Origin of the sequence: Lacrimispora amygdalina, assembly GCF_003432035.1 — a bacterium.
Taxonomy (GTDB): Bacteria; Bacillota; Clostridia; order Lachnospirales; family Lachnospiraceae; genus Lacrimispora; species Lacrimispora amygdalina.
Window position 1 is genome coordinate 24,590 of record NZ_QOHO01000062.1, and the last position, 18,113, is coordinate 42,702.

Annotated in this window: 16 protein-coding genes; 12 read left to right on the plus strand and 4 right to left on the minus strand. The window is 42.5% G+C overall.

Going from position 1 to position 18,113, the window contains the following annotated elements:
- Nucleotides 1–59 precede the first annotated feature (59 nt).
- The 5 genes from DS742_RS18430 to DS742_RS18450 all read left to right on the plus strand — a co-directional run bounded on the left by DS742_RS18430 (nt 60) and on the right by DS742_RS18450 (nt 2,528).
- Entirely contained in the window at nt 60–623 is a 564-nt protein-coding gene (locus tag DS742_RS18430; RefSeq protein ID WP_117418438.1) for a PadR family transcriptional regulator, read from the plus strand.
- On the plus strand, nt 601–1,254 hold the full coding sequence (locus tag DS742_RS18435; protein WP_117418439.1) for a class I SAM-dependent methyltransferase: 654 nt from the start codon (nt 601–603) through the stop codon (nt 1,252–1,254). Before DS742_RS18430 ends, DS742_RS18435 begins: the two co-directional genes overlap by 23 nt.
- A gap of 81 nt (nt 1,255–1,335) precedes the next feature.
- Nucleotides 1,336–1,917 carry a TetR/AcrR family transcriptional regulator gene (locus tag DS742_RS18440; protein ID WP_117418440.1) on the plus strand — a complete coding sequence of 194 codons (582 nt, stop codon included), beginning with the start codon at nt 1,336–1,338 and terminating at the stop codon, nt 1,915–1,917.
- A gap of 17 nt (nt 1,918–1,934) precedes the next feature.
- Nucleotides 1,935–2,186 (plus strand): zinc ribbon domain-containing protein, encoded by a 252-nt coding sequence (locus DS742_RS18445; protein WP_117418441.1) that lies wholly within the window; start codon nt 1,935–1,937, stop codon nt 2,184–2,186.
- A 33-nt stretch (nt 2,187–2,219) separates the two neighbouring features.
- Nucleotides 2,220–2,528, plus strand: a complete 309-nt coding sequence (locus DS742_RS18450) for a carboxymuconolactone decarboxylase family protein (RefSeq protein WP_117418442.1) — start codon at nt 2,220–2,222, stop codon at nt 2,526–2,528.
- A gap of 91 nt (nt 2,529–2,619) precedes the next feature.
- Here DS742_RS18450 and DS742_RS18455 read toward each other — a convergent pair whose 3' ends face one another.
- Together DS742_RS18455 and DS742_RS18460 are read right to left on the minus strand one after the other, a co-directional pair.
- Nucleotides 2,620–3,171 carry a nitroreductase family protein gene (locus tag DS742_RS18455; RefSeq protein ID WP_117418443.1) on the minus strand — a complete coding sequence of 184 codons (552 nt, stop codon included), beginning with the start codon at nt 3,169–3,171 and terminating at the stop codon, nt 2,620–2,622.
- Between the two features lie 92 nt (nt 3,172–3,263).
- Nucleotides 3,264–5,699 carry a glycoside hydrolase family 94 protein gene (locus DS742_RS18460; protein ID WP_117418444.1) on the minus strand — a complete coding sequence of 812 codons (2,436 nt, stop codon included), beginning with the start codon at nt 5,697–5,699 and terminating at the stop codon, nt 3,264–3,266.
- A gap of 302 nt (nt 5,700–6,001) precedes the next feature.
- On the opposite strand from DS742_RS18460, the gene DS742_RS18465 reads away from it, so the two are divergent.
- The 5 genes from DS742_RS18465 to DS742_RS18485 are packed head-to-tail and all read left to right on the plus strand — an operon-like array spanning nt 6,002 to nt 11,637.
- On the plus strand, nt 6,002–7,021 hold the full coding sequence (locus DS742_RS18465) for a LacI family DNA-binding transcriptional regulator (protein WP_117418445.1): 1,020 nt from the start codon (nt 6,002–6,004) through the stop codon (nt 7,019–7,021).
- Nucleotides 7,022–7,049: 28 nt separating this feature from the next.
- Nucleotides 7,050–8,462 (plus strand): type 2 periplasmic-binding domain-containing protein, encoded by a 1,413-nt coding sequence (locus DS742_RS18470; RefSeq protein WP_117418446.1) that lies wholly within the window; start codon nt 7,050–7,052, stop codon nt 8,460–8,462.
- Between the two features lie 55 nt (nt 8,463–8,517).
- Entirely contained in the window at nt 8,518–9,453 is a 936-nt protein-coding gene (locus DS742_RS18475) for a carbohydrate ABC transporter permease (protein WP_117418447.1), read from the plus strand.
- Nucleotides 9,453–10,292 carry a carbohydrate ABC transporter permease gene (locus DS742_RS18480; RefSeq protein WP_117418448.1) on the plus strand — a complete coding sequence of 280 codons (840 nt, stop codon included), beginning with the start codon at nt 9,453–9,455 and terminating at the stop codon, nt 10,290–10,292. Before DS742_RS18475 ends, DS742_RS18480 begins: the two co-directional genes overlap by 1 nt.
- A gap of 4 nt (nt 10,293–10,296) precedes the next feature.
- A complete protein-coding gene (locus DS742_RS18485) occupies nt 10,297–11,637 on the plus strand; it encodes a GH1 family beta-glucosidase (RefSeq protein ID WP_117418449.1) in 1,341 nt (446 codons plus the stop codon).
- Between the two features lie 58 nt (nt 11,638–11,695).
- On the opposite strand, the gene DS742_RS18490 is transcribed toward DS742_RS18485, so the two are convergent.
- Both DS742_RS18490 and DS742_RS18495 read right to left on the minus strand, forming a co-directional pair.
- Nucleotides 11,696–12,733: a hypothetical protein gene (locus DS742_RS18490; RefSeq protein WP_117418450.1), complete on the minus strand. Its 1,038-nt coding sequence runs from the start codon at nt 12,731–12,733 to the stop codon at nt 11,696–11,698.
- 120 nt (nt 12,734–12,853) lie between these two features.
- Nucleotides 12,854–13,435, minus strand: a complete 582-nt coding sequence (locus tag DS742_RS18495) for a TetR/AcrR family transcriptional regulator (RefSeq protein ID WP_117418451.1) — start codon at nt 13,433–13,435, stop codon at nt 12,854–12,856.
- Between the two features lie 220 nt (nt 13,436–13,655).
- On the opposite strand from DS742_RS18495, the gene DS742_RS18500 reads away from it, so the two are divergent.
- Both DS742_RS18500 and DS742_RS18505 read left to right on the plus strand, forming a co-directional pair.
- Nucleotides 13,656–15,845: an efflux RND transporter permease subunit gene (locus DS742_RS18500; RefSeq protein WP_117418452.1), complete on the plus strand. Its 2,190-nt coding sequence runs from the start codon at nt 13,656–13,658 to the stop codon at nt 15,843–15,845.
- A complete protein-coding gene (locus DS742_RS18505) occupies nt 15,832–18,069 on the plus strand; it encodes a hypothetical protein (protein ID WP_117418453.1) in 2,238 nt (745 codons plus the stop codon). The genes DS742_RS18500 and DS742_RS18505 overlap by 14 nt, the downstream gene beginning before the upstream one ends.
- Nucleotides 18,070–18,113: the final 44 nt, after the last annotated feature.

Genomic DNA, 18,113 nt, shown 5'->3' on the forward strand with positions numbered 1-18,113 from the left:
GTACTGAGTATAATGAACTTATTGAATAGTCAGTACTGACTAAAAAGGAGGAACTTGAAATGATACCTTTGTATATACTCGGGATATTACTGCGGTTTGGACCCCAGCATGGCTACCAGATCAAAAAAATCATGGAGGAACAGCTGGAGGACTTTACCAGTATAAAGCTCCCGAATGTATATTACCATCTTGAGAAGATGGAAGCGTCCAGTATTCTGACAGCATTAAGAGATAAGCAAAGTGCAAGACCGGAAAAAACGGTGTATTTTGTAGGGGAGACAGGAGCGGATAAGTTTAAGGAGCTGCTAAAACAGACTTTGGATATGAATTACCGTCCTGTTTTTGAAGCGGATGCTGCATTCTATTTTTCTGAATATCTCACTGCAGCGGATTTTCTCCAGAGCCTTACTCTTCATATCAACCATCTGAAAGCAGTACTGAAAGGAATTGAAGAACATCGAACAGAGATGTTAAAGGTCATACCTGAAGATATGAAAACTTACGCTGAGATTATATTTAATCATCATATCATGCATTACAGAGCCGAATTAAACTGGGCGGAAGAATCCGCGGTAGCCATCAGAAAGAAAGGAGCAGGCTATGACAGCAGCGAGAATTGTTGAAACGAATGAGGGAATCCAGAGTGAAGTGACAGCAGAGATTTTTGATGAGTTTGCGAAAGGTATGAGAGATAAGGGGTGGAATGGGGTGACTGAAATGATATCCTCCGGAATTCATGGCGGAGATATTCTGGAGATTGGCCCAGGTCCCGGTTATGTAGGGTTAGAGCTGGCAAAACAGATAAATCCCAGAACTTTTACCGGGTGTGAGATCAGTCCGGCCATGATCCGGATTGCGGAGAAAAATGCTAAGGAATATGGAATTGCTGCCCGCTATGTGCAGGGGAATGGAATGAATATGCCGTTGCCTGACGTTTCATTTGATTGCGTGATATCCAATGGATCCATGCATGAATGGGAAAATCCGGTTGAAGTTTTTGATGAGATTTACAGGGTTCTTCGTCCGGGAGGAAGGTATTGTATTACAGATATGAGACGGGATATCGGCTTTTTAAAGCGATATATGATATATTTCAGCACAAAACCAAAAGAAATCAGACCTGGATTTCTTTCTTCACTGAATGCTTCTTATACACAGGAAGAGATACAGAAACTTCTTGACAGCAGCAGACTTAGGGACGGAACAGTAAAAAAGGATTTTATGGGATTAAGTATAACGGGTGAGAAGAACTAGCTGGTTCAGGCAAAAAAACATTGACATCTGAAAAAAAAACATTATAATGAGTATATACTCAATGAGTTGGTGGTCATTAATATGAAATCAAAAAGACAGATACAAAAAGAAACAACCAGGCAGAAAATTATGGATACCGCATGCCGGATATATGCAAAAGAAGGTTTTTCTGCTTCGACTGCAAGGATTGCCAAAGAGGCAGGGGTCTCACATGGAACTGTTTTTGCTCATTTCCAGTCACTGAATGATCTTTTGGAGTGTATCATTGGAGAGTTCCAGATCAGCCTTGCAGCTGAATTTCATGATATGGCAGAATCCAGCATCAGCGTTAGTGATTTCCTGGATACGCATTTAAAGATTCTCATGGAACATGAGGATTTTTATCTACGTCTTATTACCGAGAGGAGTCTTTTGCCGGAAGAAGTTCAGTATGTATATGCGGATAATCAGTCTGCGATTGCCCATCATTTTAACCTGATGATGTCAAGGGAGATGAAGAATGGTACCATAAAAGAAATCCCTGTCCATATGCTTTTTAATACATGGCTGGGAATGATTCATTATTACTTATGGAACAAGGATTTCTTTTCTCCGGAAGAACCGGTGTTGGCGCGTTATGCCGGTGAATTGAAACATACATTTTTAAGTCTTATTCGGAAGTAAACGAGGAGGAGAGGAATATGAAGGTATGCATAGCCTGTGGTATGCCCATGGAAAAGAAATCTGATTTTGCAGGAGGCGATGAGCAGAAAGACTACTGTGTTTATTGTGCCAGACCGGATGGAACCATGAGGTCATTTGAAGAGGCAAAGGCGGGTATGACCAGGTTTATTATGGAATCCCAGGGGTTTGATGAGACAGCGGCGGAGAAAATTGCTATAAGCAGTATGAAAAAGCTGCCTGCCTGGAAGAGTGAGTTTGGTCACGAATGAGCAGTAGCATGTATGAGAAAGGAGTAAAACCATATGCAGGTAAGTAATGCATTTTCAGTATTTGCACAGGAGGCACCGGAGGTTCATGGGCCATGGATGGAGATGGTTCATAAGCTTGACAGGGCAAGCGGACTCGACAAAAAGACAGAGGAACTTGCGTATATTGCGGTTATGGCAGTCATGCGGCTGGAAAGCGGTCTGCCTTTTCATGTCCAGATGGCAAAATCACATGGAGCTACAAGAGAGGAAATAATTAGCAGTGTTCTGGTTGGATTGCCTGCTGCAGGAAATGTAGTGATTCAGTCATTGCCCATTGCACTGGAAGCGTATGACAAAGAATAGAAAATAGAAGAAACCGGGAATTAATTCGACCCCTGAATCCTTTTTGCCTGAAACTCAGTCTTTGGGCGAAAGCGGCCAGGGGTCCTTTTATTTAATGGTTTTCGTTCTCGTTTATGACTGTATCCGGAAAGGAATTATGGAAAACTGTATGGTCTAAATCATAGCGTTTTTCATGAAAGGGATGAGGGACGGAGTCTTCTCGCGGATAACCAAGGGGGAGCAGTGCCACAGGAATAAAAGCTTCCGGGATATGAAACGATTCTCTTATGGCTGTTGGGTCGAAATGGCCTACCCAGGTGGTTCCAAGTCCCAGTTCTGCAGCCTGCAGCATCATCTGAGCCGTTACAATGCTTGCATCCACCGGTCCCATATCTTCCTGGTCATAGGATCTTTTCCAGCTTACTTTAGTGTCATAACAGATCAGAAGTGCCATGGGCGCATGAAAATGATAGGGAGTACATTGCTTTAGTTTAGCAAGATTCTCCCCGCTGTCCAATACGAGAATACGCTGGGGTTGATAATTAACTGCTGTAGGGGCAGCCTGACCGGCCTCCAGGATCAGTTTTAATTTGTCAGGTTCTATTTTCCGGTCACTGAATTTTCTGACGGAATAACGTTCCTTTACTAATTGAGAGAAGTTCATATCTCTGCCTCCTTTTCCATATCTTTCTAGTTATAACTATACCATATAAATGCAAAGGGGCAAAGCCATAATTATGGTTTTGCCCCTGAAGCTTATTCCAGTATCAGATTAACATGATATTCTTTTTTGCCTTCCTGGATTGGGATTTCATTTCCATTCATGGAAACTCCGTCTACCAGGAAAGAAGAAATTTTATTTCCTGTTTCACCGTTTCTTACCACATGAATGTAGTAGCTGGCACCCCGGAACTTGCGGACAGCAGAAAATTCTCTGATAGAATCCGGAAGGCAGGGATTTACAATTAAACCATGGAAACCGGGCCGTATGCCTAAAATGTGCTGGGAGATACAGACAAAGGTCCAGGCTGCAGTACCGGTCAGCCAGCTGTTCTTTGCTTCACCGAAATTGGCGGCATCTTTACCGGCTATCATCTGGGAATAGCAGTAAGGTTCTGTCTTATGAATCTCGCTGATCTCTTCTGTATAGGCTGGAGCCGTTTTGCGGTAAATTTCAAAAGCACGGTTTCCTCTGCCGATCATGGTTTCTGCTATGGAAATCCATGGGTTGTTGTGGCAGAATATTCCTGCATTCTCTTTATATCCAGGCGGATAGGATGAAATTTCACCCAGCTCCTTATGATAAGTCTGGTAAGCGGGCTGATGAAGAACGATTCCGTAGGTGGTTTCAAGCCTTTCCTGCACACTGTCCAGAGCTTTTATTGCCAGGCCTTCTTCAATTCCGATTCCGCCCATTACGCAAAAGCCCTGTGACTCAATAAAGATCTGACCTTCTTTGCACTCTTTGGAGCCAACTTTATTGCCGAAAGCATCATAGGCGCGCAGGAACCATTCTCCGTCCCAGCCGGATTTAAGGACAGCATCGTAAACTTCTTTTACAGAAGCTTCCGCTTCGGCAGCTTCCTTCTCCAGTCCGGTTAAACGGCAGATTTCTGCGTATTCGTTTCCGTATTTCACATACATTCCAGCGATCATCAGAGACTCTGCAACAGGTCCTTCCGAGGGGCCGGTGGTCTGAAATGATTCCCCGGGTTCCATGGAAAAGCAGTTTAAATTCAGGCAGTCATTCCAGTCGGCACGCCCGATGAGCGGGAGGCCGTGTGGTCCTAAATGGGATTTTGTAAATCCAAAGGAACGTCTTAAATGTTCCATTAAAGTCTGGCTCCTGCTGGCATCGTTATCGAAAGGAACATTTTCTTTTAAGATATCCCAGTCGCCGGTTTCGCGTATGTATGCACTGACTCCTGCAATAAGCCAGAGAGGATCATCATTAAAACCGCTTCCGATATCCATATTTCCTCTTTTGGTAAGAGGCTGATACTGGTGGTAAGCACTTCCGTCTTCAAACTGGGTAGAGGCAATGTCGATGATGCGCTCCCTTGCCCGTTCCGGTATCATGTGAACAAAACCAAGTAAGTCCTGACAGGAATCACGGAATCCCATTCCTCTTCCTGTTCCTGATTCATAATAGGATGCAGAGCGGGACATATTAAAGGTCACCATGCACTGATACTGGTTCCAGATGTTTACCATGCGTGCCGTTTTTTCTTCATCCAGTGTTACACTGTAGGTAGAGAGAAGATCTGTCCAGTATTGCCTCAGCTTTTCAAGGGCTTTTTCAACATCTGAGGCAGTGCGGTATTTTTCCAGCACAGCATTGGAGGGAGTCTTGTTGATGACGTCTGGTGCGCTCCATTTTAAGTCCTGTTCATTCTCTGCATATCCAAGAACAAAGATAAAGGTTTTTTCCTCTCCGGGTTTTAACTGGAGCGTGATCCGGTGGGATCCGATGGGAGACCAGCCGCTTGCCATGGAATTACCGGAAGTATTCTTTTCCACCATAGCCGGATTCTGATTCGAACCATACACGCCTACAAACGTATTCCTGTCAGTATCAAAACCCTGAATATCGGTATTGACGGAGTAATAGGCATAATGATTTCTTCTCTCTCTGTACTCTGTTTTATGATAAATGACAGAACCCTCAACCTCAACCTCTCCGGTATTGAAATTTCTCTGATAGTTGGTCATATCATCCATGGCATTCCACAGACAGAATTCCACGTAGGAATACAGGGTAAATTCTTTGGCGGCGGTGCTTTCATTCTTTAATGTCACCTGGTTGATTTCGCAGGAGTCTCCTAAAGGTACAAAGGCTGTCACATTTGCGCACAAGCCATTTTTCTTTCCGGTGAAACGGGTCACTCCAAGTCCATGGCGGCATTCATAAAAATCCAGCGGAGTCTTTGTGGGCTGCCAGCCCGGATTCCAGATAGTGCCGTTTTCATTAATGTAGTAGTAGTGTCCGTTGCTGTCCAGAGGAACATTATTATAACGGTACCTTGTCAGCCGGAGCATTTTGGCATCTTTATAAAAGCTGTAGCCACCTCCGGTATTGGAAACCAGCGAAAAGAAATTTTCGCTGCCCAGATAGTTGATCCACGGCAGAGGAGTATCTGGGGCAGTAATTACATATTCTTTGTCCTGGTCATTAAAATATCCATATTTCATAGTTGAATAACTCCTTCCTGTTGGATGACCCAAATCCCTAAAAACGACATTTTTCGAAAACGATTAAGAAAGATAATAGGGAGTTATACGGTCATAATAGCGCGGGTTGAGAAAAAAAACAAGAGGAAAATTTTAAATAATGAAATTTTCAATAGGTAAATATAATGAAAAATGTAAATATGCACAAAAAGTATGTACAAAATCTATTTAAACTAGACAAAAAAGAAAAAACTTATTGATTTTTACCGAAGAAAGGGGTATAGTGAAAATACGAAAACGATTAAGTTAAAAGGATGAGACATATGATTTCTATGAAAGAACTGGCACAGCACTGCGGAGTATCCGTTGCCACAGTGAGCAAGGCGCTTAATGATCAGAATGACATCGGGGAGAGTACTAAAATAAGAGTTAAGCAGGCAGCGGAGAAACTGGGATATTATCCCAATGCTGCAGCAAGATCCTTAAAGACAAACAGAAGCTATAACATAGGAGTGCTGTTTGTTGATGAGGCTAACAGCGGTCTGACTCATGAGTATTTTGCCGCGGTTCTCGAAGGATTTAAGGTAGAAGCGGAAAAGCAGGGGTATGACATTACATTTATTAACGGGCAGATAGGAAAAAAGAAGGTTTCCTATTATGACCACTGCAAATACAGGAATGTAGATGGTGTGGTGATTGCCTGCGTACAATTCGACAACCCTGAGGTGATTGATCTTTTAAACGGAAACATTCCGGTTGTAACAATCGATCATATCAATGAAAATTGCTCTTCTGTTTTATCCGATAACATAAAGGGCATCCAGAGCCTGATGGAATATGTTTATGAAAAAGGCCACAGGAAAATTGCCTACATACACGGGCAGGCAAGCAGCACTGTTACAAAGGCGAGGCTCACCAGCTTTTATCGCTTTCTTGAAAGTAAAGAACTTTCGGTACCTGATGATTATGTACTGGAAGCAGATTATCTGGATGTCAGTCAGGCTATGGCATGTACCAGTGAGCTGTTAGACAGAAAAGATCCGCCAACCTGTATCTTATATCCCGATGATACAGCGCTGATCGGCGGCCTTAATGAAATCCGGGTGAGAAATTTAAGGGTTCCGGATGATATCTCCATTGCCGGCTATGACGGCAGCAGATTATCACAGCTATTAAACCCAAGGCTTACTACCATTCGCCAGGACACAGCGGCAATCGGTATGCAGGCCGCCAAAAAATTGATAAGCACAATCGAAAAACCCAAGACTACTTTCACAGAACAGATCATTGTGGAAGGGGAGCTGATTACAGGGGAATCGGTTGGTAATGCTAATATTTCATGATAGTAATATCAGAAAAGGAGAGGGAAATATGAAGAAGAAAGTTGTAAGCGGATTATTATGCGCGGTGATGGCAGCTTCACTGGTTGCCGGCTGCTCCTCAAAGAGCGCGCAGAGCGAAAGCGGAAGCAAAGCTGCAGAAACGACTGCCAAGGAAACTGAGGCAAAGACGGAAACGCAGAAAGAAGCTGGCGGTGAAGGAGGAAAAGTGATTAATATTTATGTCTGGAATGATGAATTCAAAGCCAGATATGAAGATTATTATGCTTCCAAGCTTCCAGCAGGCTATAAGGTCAATTTTGTGACGACTCCCAGCGAAAACAACGCCTATCAGAATGCTCTTGATGAAGCACTGTTAAATCAGAATGATGCAAAGGCTGATGATAAAGTGGATATGTTTCTGGTTGAAGCAGATTACATTCTGAAGTATGTAAATTCCGATTACACCCTTGATTTAAAGGATGTTGGTATTACAGATCAGGATATGTCAAAGCAGTATGACTACACCAAAGTAATCGCACAGGATTCCAAGGGAGCACAAAAAGGTATTTCATGGCAGGGCTGCCCGGGACTTTATATTTATCGCCGTTCCATTGCCAAGGATGTGCTGGGTACAGATGATCCTGCAGAAGTTCAAAAGGCAATCGGCGACTGGGATTCCTTTGACAAAACTGCTGCAAAGATGAAAGACAAAGGCTACTTTATGCTCTCCGGATATGATGATTCCTACCGTACTTTCTCTAACAATGTAGCTGCTCCGTGGGTAAACGGAAAGAAAATAGTGATCGATCCCAACCTGGAAAAATGGGTAGAGCAGACAAAGAAGTATACAGACAGCGGTTACAATCAGAAAACCACACTCTGGGCAGCTGAGTGGGCTTCCGGACAGGGTCCTGAGGGAAAAGTATTTGGTTATTTCATGCCGGCATGGGGTGTGGATTTCGTTCTTGCGAAAAACTCTCTTGCAAAGGCAGAAGCTGACGGAGGAAAGCAGGAACCAGGAAATGGTGTTTACGGCGACTGGGCTGCAACCATTGGACCAGAATCCTATAACTGGGGCGGAACCTGGCTGTGCGCAGCAAATGGTACAGACAATCCTGATATCGTAGCAGATATCATGAAGACAATCTGCTGTGATGATGCAACCATGAAGAAAATTGTAGAAGAGAAGAATGACTTCGTAAATAACAAGACAGTTATGGAAGAACTGGCAAAGGGTGATTATAAGTCAGCATTCCTCGGCGGACAGAATCCTCTTCAGATGTACTGTGATGCTGCAGAAAAGATTGATATGAGCAAGATTTCTCCTTATGATCAGGGACTGAATGAAAGCTTCCAGAATGCAATGCATGATTATTTTAACGGTACTGTTGATAAAGATACAGCACTTAAGAATTTCTACACATCTGCACAAGAGAAATATCCGGAATTAGAAACACAGTAGCAGTAAAATACAGGGCGGGATTTTCCCGCCCTGTATGAAAACAGGAGGCTCCATCATGGTAAGAGAAAAAAAGGCAAAAGCCAGAAAGAAAATCAGCTATTCAAAATGGGGATACATTTTTTTAATACCTTTTTTTGCTACATATTTAGTATTTTCCTTTATCCCCCTGATATCTACGTTTTATAACAGTATGTTTGAAAATTACCGTTCAGGGTTGACTCAGATCGGGCCGAATTTTGTCGGATTTGAGAATTATATCACCATTTTTCAGAGCGATCTTCTAAAGTACTTAGGCAATACCGTGATTCTCTGGATTATCGGCTTTATTCCCCAGATTATCATTTCCCTGATTCTGGCGGTCTGGTTTGCTGATTTTAGAATGCGGATGAGAGGAAGTACCTTTTTTAAAACAATTATATACCTTCCCAATGTGATTATGGCGGCATCCTTTGCCATGCTGTTTTTTGCCCTGTTTTCAGATGACGGTCCAATGAACAATCTTATCATAAGAATGGGGCTGTCAGACAGTCCGATCCGTTTTCTTACCACAGTATGGGGAACCAGGGGACTGATCGGTTTTATGAATTTCATGATGTGGTTTGGCAATACAACCATACTCCTCATGGCGGCAATTCTTGGAGTTGATTCTGCTTTATTTGAGGCTGCAGCCATAGATGGAGCAAAGTCATTCCAGATATTTACCAAAATTACAATGCCGACCATTAAACCCATATTTATTTACGTACTGATTACATCTCTCATCGGCGGACTGCAGATGTTTGATGTACCCCAGGTACTTACCAATGGAAAAGGAACACCTGACCGGGCCAGTATGACGTTAATCATGTTTTTGAATAATCATTTATTCAGCAAAAACTATGGTATGGCAGGAGCTTTATCCGTAATACTCTTCATTATTACAGCAGCACTCAGTCTCGTGGTATTTTTTATACTCACGGGTGCTGGTAAACAGAAAGGAGGATCAAGATAATGGGAAAAGCGATGAATTTAAAAAAGGCAGCTGCATATATCGTACTGTCACTCTTGTCATTTTTGTGCCTTTTCTTCTTTTATTGCCTGATCATCAATGCGACCAGATCCCATCCGGAAATCGCAAAGGGATTCTCATTTCTGCCAGGCAAATCATTTGGTCCTAACTTATATAATGTACTTCATAACAAGAATCTGCCGGTTGTTCATGGAATAATAAACAGCCTGTTTATCGCCGGTGCTTCCGCCGGCCTGGCAGTATATGTGTCCGCACTTACGGCATATGCGATTCATGCCTATGATTTTAAATTCAGAAATGCAGTTTATCTTTTTATCATCCTGATTATGATGATTCCTACGCAGGTTACAACCCTTGGCTTTTTAAGCCTGATTGGTAAAATGGGGCTTATGGACAGTTTTGTTCCTTTAATTCTTCCATCTATGGCTGCACCGGTTATATTCTATTTTATGGTTTCTTATTTTCAAAGCAATCTGCCGCTGGAAATTGTGGAGTCAGCCAGAATCGATGGATCCAATGAATTTTACACCTTTAATTTTATTGTAATTCCCATTGTGAAGCCTGCTCTGGCAGTGCAGGGTATCTTTGCATTTGTGGCCTCCTGGAACAATTATTTTGTTCCATCCCTAGTGCTCAAATCAAATGCGAAAAAAACGCTTCCTATATTAATAGCGCAGCTTAGAAGTGCGGATTTCTTAAAATTTGATATGGGTCAGGTTTATATGCTGATTACCATTGCCATTGTTCCGGTTGCCATTATCTATTTGTGCCTGTCGAGGTTCATCATTGGCGGAGTTACGGCAGGAAGTGTGAAAGGATAGCAGGATGGACTGGAAAAAAGACTTTATATGGGGGACCGCAACCTCATCCTATCAGATAGAAGGAGCAGCCTTTGAGGATGGAAAGGGGCTTTCTGTATGGGATGTGTTTGTAAAAGAGAAAGGCAGAATTTTCGAGGGACATACAGGAGAAGTGGCATGTGATCATTACCACCGGATGAAAGAGGATGTTGCTCTGCTTGCAGAGCTTGGAGTAGGAGCTTACCGCTTTTCTGTTTCCTGGCCAAGAATCATACCCTATGGAAACGGAAACGTTAATGAAAAAGGGCTGCGGTTCTATTCCGATCTGGTGGATGAACTGCTGAAATATCATATTACGCCATATGTAACCCTGTTTCATTGGGATTATCCCAATGAGCTGGAGATGCAGGGCGGCTGGCTAAACCCAGAGAGCCCAGAGTGGTTTGTTTCGTATACAGAGGTTGTTGCAAAAACATTTGGAAACCGGGTAAAGAATTATATTACGTTTAATGAACCACAGATATTTACCTGGCTTGGATATGATAAATGCACCCATGCTCCGGGAATTAAATATCCGGCTGGAAGAATCCTTTCCATGTGCCGGAATATTGCCCTGGCACATGGAAAATCTGTGGTTAAATTACGGGAACTGGTACCAGATTGCCGGGTAGGATATGCACCTACCTGCGGCAATGCTTACTGGCCCGTGGAAGAAACCGATTTTCTGGCAGCAAAAGCAGGAGAACTGCAAAATTCAATAAGAGCGGATGACTGGCTTTTTTCTTCTGCATTCTGGAATGAGCTGTTTTTAAAGGGAAGGTTTCATGAACAATGCAGAGGTTTATTTGGCAGTGATTTACCGCAGCTGACTGAGCAAGAGCAGCGTCTGATTGGCCAGCCTCTTGATTTTTGCGGAATGAATCTCTATCAGGGCACCTCTGTGTCCTTATCTGAGACGGGGGAGATCGTTCTTGGGAAGCTTCCTGCAGGACATGGGAAGACTGGAATGGGCTGGCCCATTACTCCGAAAGCCATGTACTGGGCAGTAAAGAACTTTTACAATACCTACCATCTGCCGTTATTTATCACAGAGAATGGAATGTCTGCACTGGATGTGATATCTTTAGATGGAGGTGTGCATGATCCGGGCAGAATTGATTACCTGGCACGCCATCTGTCTGAACTGAAGCGCGCAGTTTTAGACGGAGCGGAAGTGGAAGGGTACTTTTTGTGGAGTTTTCTTGATAATTTTGAATGGGAGAAGGGCTATGATGACCGGTTTGGAATCGTCTATGTTGACTACGAAACCCAGAGAAGAATACCGAAGGACAGTTTTTACTGGTACCAGAATATAATAAAATCATAATCATAATAGAAAGCAGGGCAGTTCAGTAATAATTACTGATTTGTCCTGCTTTTTTTAGTTACCCCAGCGGGGTGGTTTGTCCGGTTATCTCATCAAATTGAAAGCTAACGCTGTTGTCGGCGCAGTCATACAAATAGGTAGCAACATAGGTTAGTGTGTTGTCTGGCATCCGTTTGTAAGTCCGTACCGTGTAGTAGTCTTTTCCATCTATCTTAGAGATACCGGGAGATGCTATGAACTGGTAAGAATCCGCACTCTCTGTAAGCTTTAGCTTTTCCTGTCCCTGGGAGCGTACGGTGTTTTCAGCCTGTTCAATCGAGGTTTCGGATTTGGGCTGCTTTTTTATATCGGAGATTACTTTTTTCTGCTGATTCCACTGATTTTTAAAATAGTCATTCCAGGATTCACTGCCTTTGCCTGCTGTTACAGTCACGCTGTCGCCTTCGGATTCCAGAGTGATGGAAAGATAAGACTTGGAATCACTGGACGGACCGGCAAGCTGATAGCATTCCGAATTTTCACTGTTTGTTTCACTTTCTGTGGTTTCTGCTGCTGAGCTTTCCTCAGTTACATCGATAAAACTTTTCTGAGTCTCCAGGTAATTTTTATAGCTTTTTAAATCTGCAGAGGGATCGTCCAGATTTATATATTTATATGTGTCTTTCTGCTGGTCTGCAGCAGAAGTATCACCTTCAGAAGCTGCTTTGCCTTCTGCATCGGACTCCTTCTTGTCAGTGTCTGATTTTTCAGTTTCCTTTGAACTTTCCGGAACGGATTTAGGCTCTTCGTAGGTGCGGTCGCCCACGATTGCGGTAAACGAGGATATATCTTCATCCTTTGAGAAATAATATTCCGGTGATTTGGCCACCTTTTCTTTAACGGTATTCTTATTTCTTACGGACAGCAGAATAATGGCCTGGGCAGCTCCGATAATTACTATGAACAGGGCTGCAACCAGCAAAACAACAACTCTTTTGTTCTTTGGCAATAAAGACTTTTTCCCGGCTTTTGCAGGCTTTTCCTTCTTCACTTTTGCAGCCTTAGGCTTTTTAAGCTTTGTTTTGGGTTCTTTTATTTTTGTTTTCTTAGTAGGCATAATGATCATCCTTATGTAATATTTAATACTGTAAAATTAGATGCAGTTACAAAACTTCACTAACCATATATCGGTTAAAGCTTATTGAAACATAAGGTTTGTCTTAAATTTATCATACAATTATATGATCAGAAGATTTTTTGCAGTTCCCATAATCACCTTATCCACAAATTCTGCAACTTCTTCTTTCGGCTCCTGCATATCTGTATTCAGCCACTGCTTTAATACCCCCGTAAGGCCGTATGTAATGAATTCCAGGAAGTAGTTTAAGGTAACATCCCTGGCGTCGGGGTATTGTTCTTTAATAATGGCAGTTCCATTTTTTAAAATAAGAGTGTGGAAGCGATTTACAAAATCATTGGAAGAGCTGTTCTCAAAAAGGATATTACATATCTTTTTGTTCTCTTCAATATATTGAATGATGGGGATAATAACTGGCATGAGTGAGGCTTTTTTAAATGCTTCCCGATAGTTGTTTACCATATTTTGAAAATCATTTAATACTTCTGTTTCCATTTCCTGCAAAAGACTGTATGTATCTGCGTAATGAAGATAGAAGGTTCCCCTGTTTAAATCAGCCAGTTCCGTGATATCCTTTACGGAAATATTTTTAATATCCTTTTTCTCCATAAGTTCCAGAAGACTTTCCTTTAATAGTCTCTGAGTTTTTCGTATGCGTCGATCCTGCTTTTGCTTATCCATACAACTCCTCCCTTCGCACTTTGGCGTATTCTTTGGTTCTGATTGACGATATTTTGAAATGTGTTGAGTATTATGCCGGAAAAATAATCTGTGATTATTAATAGATGTATTTGAATAGATTGATTATTGAATGTTATATACACTAGTATTATAATATACACATGTTGAAAAGTCAATAAAGTATCCATTAGTAGATTATCGATTATAAATGGAGGGGGATATGAAAAAAAACAGTACTTTTTTCGACAAATTAGTACATTTTATTGTTTTTAAGGGAAAATTAATTGAAAGTGTTTTTTTTGCCGGTACCATTATCTGTGCAGTGTGTTTTCCTTTTGTGAAAGTTAATTATGATTTAAGCAAATATCTGCCGCAGTTTGCCCAGACGAAGCAGGCGCTGGACGTGATGGAAGATGAGTTTGGATATCCCGGCATGGCCCGGATCATGGTTCGGGACGTAAGTCTTCAGGAAGCAAAGCGGATCAGAAGTGAAATTTCAGATCTGGAGGGAGTGGATGTGGTGGTCGGACCTGATCTTGCAACGGATGTATATATGGGAGCATCTTTTGCAAATGAAGGACTGACGGATTTGGCCTCTGTTGATGTGTTTTCCATGAAAGACTATTACCGCAATGGGAATGCATTGATGGACGTGATTTTCAAAAACGGGGATGACAATCCGCTTACCCGTTCCGGTGTAGAAGAGATATACAGGATTGTAGGAAAGGACCGGGGATGTTTTGCCGGAAGTGCGGTATCCAGTAAAGAGAGGGAGGAATCCATTACACATGAGATTACCATAGCGATTGGTATGGCACTGGTGATCATCTGGCTGATCCTGACGCTTACGACTACGTCATGGATGGAACCATTCCTGTTTATCTTAATTATGGTAATCGCAATTATATTGAATATGGGGTCAAACCTGATGTTTGGAACCATATCATTTTTCACGTTTTCAACAGCGGCTATTTTACAGCTGGCAGTCTCTATGGACTATTCGATTTTTCTATTACATACATTCACTGCAATAAAAAATACCGGTATAGAAATAAACAAAGCCATGGAAATGGCAATAAAGGAATCCTGCAGTTCCATTTTAGCCAGCGGAGCAACTACGATTGTCGGGTTTATAGTCATTGCATTTATGCGTTTCACCATTGGCAAAGATGTGGGATTTGTGCTGACAAAAGGGATTATCTGCAGTCTGGCAACGGTGCTGTTTCTCATGCCGACTCTGATCCTGCATTTTAACAGAATGATAGAAAAGACGGCGCATAAACCGTTTGTGCCTCCTTTTGACCGTTTTGCAAGGCTGATGAACAGAATAAGGAAACCCGTGTTTATAACAGCACTGATTCTGGCTGTTCCCTGTTACTTTGGCCAGAGCATGAATGCCTTTTACTATGGTGATGATGCCATCGGCGCAGGTCCGGGAACAAGAGTTTATGAGGACACCAGAAAGATTAATGAGGAATTTGGAAAATCCAACATGGTGATTGGAATCGTACCAAATGGTTCCGTGGTGACGGAAAGGCAGCTGACAGATACACTGGAGGATCTGGATTTTGTTAATTACGCCATTTCCATGTCAGGAACGATACCGAAAGGGATTCCTGAAAGCTTCCTGCCGGATAAGGTCAGTAAGCAGTTAAGAAGCAGCCACTATGCCAGATTCCTTATATCTATGAATACCGTTCAGGAAAGTCAGTATGCCTTCGATTGCAGTCAAAAGCTTGAGAATGTAATTCGTGAATTTTATCCCAATGATGCATATGTAATTGGTATGACGCCCACCACAATTGATATCCGTGATATTTTAACTGATGATTATAATAAGGTATCCCTCCTTTCCCTGGCGGGGGTTGCGCTTGTAGTCTTAGTAACTTTTCAGGCTGTACTGGTGCCGATTCTTGTTATTATTCCAATCGAGGTTGCAATCTATTTAAATATGACTCTGCCCTATGTGATGGGAGACAGTATGGTGTATATCGGCTATATCATAGTAAGCTGCCTTCAGCTGGGGGCTACCATTGACTATTCCATATTGATGACCAATAACTATCTTGGTTTCAGAAAAACCATGAATAACACGGATTCAGCAATGGCTGCCATTTCAAAGAGCACCTTATCCATACTTACATCGGGAGGGATATTAACCGTAGTGGGTTATCTCCTGTTTTTTACGTCCTCCATTCAGGCCATCTCCCAGGTAGGACGTCTTGTGGGCAGAGGAGCGATTCTCAGCATGGTATTGGTACTGTCTCTCTTACCGGCGTTACTCAGTCTGTTTGACAAACAGATACAAAAACAGCAGGAGCGGGCGTCCCGACGAAAAGAGAGACGGCGTTTAAAATACACAAAAGTAAGAGGAAAGTTAAAAGGAGGGGATGCAAATGAACAGGCATAAAAAAATATTTCCCATAGGGCTGGCGGCTGTTATCTCCATTCAGTCCGTACAGGTGCCATTGGCATCGCAAATACAGCCTCCATGCGATGAAACTCTTTACGTGACAATGGATCCCTATGGAGAAATAAAGGAAAGCAGCGTGGTAAAGATCTACCGATTAAATGGGAATGAGCCGCTGGTAGATTACGGGAATTATGAAAAGGTCATTAATTTAACGGATCATTCCAAACCGGTGGCGGGGGCCGACGGCTCAGTAACTTTTACACCGGAAGCAGGCGAAAACAGATTCTATTTTGAAGGACAGACAAAAACGGAAAAAAAAGAGCTGCCATGGAATATTACAGTCAGTTACAGGCTGAACGGAGTGGAGAAAAAAGCGGAAGAACTGGCAGGGGAAAAGGGTCTGATCGAAGTGAATGTGGACCTGGCGCCCAATGAAGGACTTTCTGATTTCTATAAAAACAATATGACATTGATGGGCAGTGCTGTTGTGGATATGGATAAAAACTTAAGCCTGGAGGCTGAGGGAGCGCAGGTGCAGACAGTAGGAAATTTAAGCACGGTGGTTTTCTTTGCTCTTCCCGGAGAAGACGGACATTATACCATTCGCATTGGTACGGATAATTTTAAATTCTCCGGAATTGTATTTGCCATGGTCCCACTGACGGTCAGCCAGCTTGACAAAGTGAAAGATTTGCGGGAGGCTAAGGAAACCATGGAAGATTCCGCAGATGCCATCAGTGACAGCCTGGATGTGGTGCTGAATACCATGGATCAGATGAAGAACAGCATTGACAGCACATCAGATGGAATCAGAGGTCTGGATAAAACCAGACAGATTGTGGCAGATTCCAAGGGAAAGGTCTATGCGAATGCAGATGAAGCGCTGGCTGCACTTGATGGATTGTCTAAGACGCTAAGACCGTTTTACAATCATACCCAGAATGCCAAAACTGCGTTAAATGATTTAAGAAGCCAGACGAATCATTTAACTGAAATTTTAAGTGATCTCTCTCCTGATTTAAATGATTTACAGGAGGGGGTAAGGAAACTCAGAGATGAACTGGAAGAATTGCAGAAACTGGGAAATTCACCGGAAGCCGGAATGAAAAGCCAGATGTTTTTAAAACAGCTTGATAAGACACAGGAACATTTAAATAAGCTGACAGACCAGCAGCAGGCGCTGGCAAAGGAACTTGAGACGCTTGCACAAATACTTCCCCAGCTGACGGCTTTAACCGGATCTCTCAGCGCATCGGCACAGGGACTGGGGGATGAGGAACTGGAAGAACTGCTTTATGACGTCACAGAGGAAGGTCTGGCTGACGAGGATGAAATTTCCTCCTATTTATTTAATGAGAAGGACTATTCTGTTACAGAAATCAACGCATTAACCGATTATTTAACTTCTGCACTGGGAACAGGAAGCATTGCTTCCCCCAGTTCTGCTTCAAAGGCTGCACTAAAAGCTGCAGCGCCACTCGTACAGATACTGCCACAGCTGGCAGGAAGCGGAGCTGCACTGACCGATGATATGACAAAGTTCCTTGGCTTTACAAACGTTCTTCTTGGTGATCTCTATTCGGAAAGAAATCATATTAGCGGTGCGGCAGACGGTGTAATACAATCGTCCGATGCCATTGGAAAACTATGCGATACTGCGGATGACCTGATTGGAAATGCGGAAGAACTGAATGGAATTTTAAACCGCCATCATGATGAGATGCTTAATACGCTGACAGATATGGGAGAGATGACAGACAGTGCATCAAGAAGCATTGATTCCATGAATGTATTCTTCCGCTCTCTGGAAAATCAGATGAAGACAGTGGGTAATTCTTTCAATGGCAGCACGCAAAAGACTTTAAACGGTCTGGCTGATACCCTGGATGTTGCAGGAAATGGTCTTGATCAGACTGAAATTTTGAGAAATGCCAAGGATACCATAAAAAATACGGTTGATGATAAGTGGGATGAATATACCACTGAGGATACTACCCTGTTAAATATCGATTTAGAAGCGAAACCTGTTTCCATGACATCATTAAGGAATCCATCGCCAAAGAGCATTCAAATCATACTGAGAACTGGAGAAATCAAGCAGGAGGAAGAAGATGAAGATGTGAAAGTGGATGAAGATTTCCACCCGGATGGCAGTGTGTTTCACCGCATAGGAAACATATTTAAAAGCATTTTTAGTTTTTTTGCTTCTATATTTAAATAGAAAAAATCAGATAAAAATCATAGGTTTTTAAGAAATTCTACATT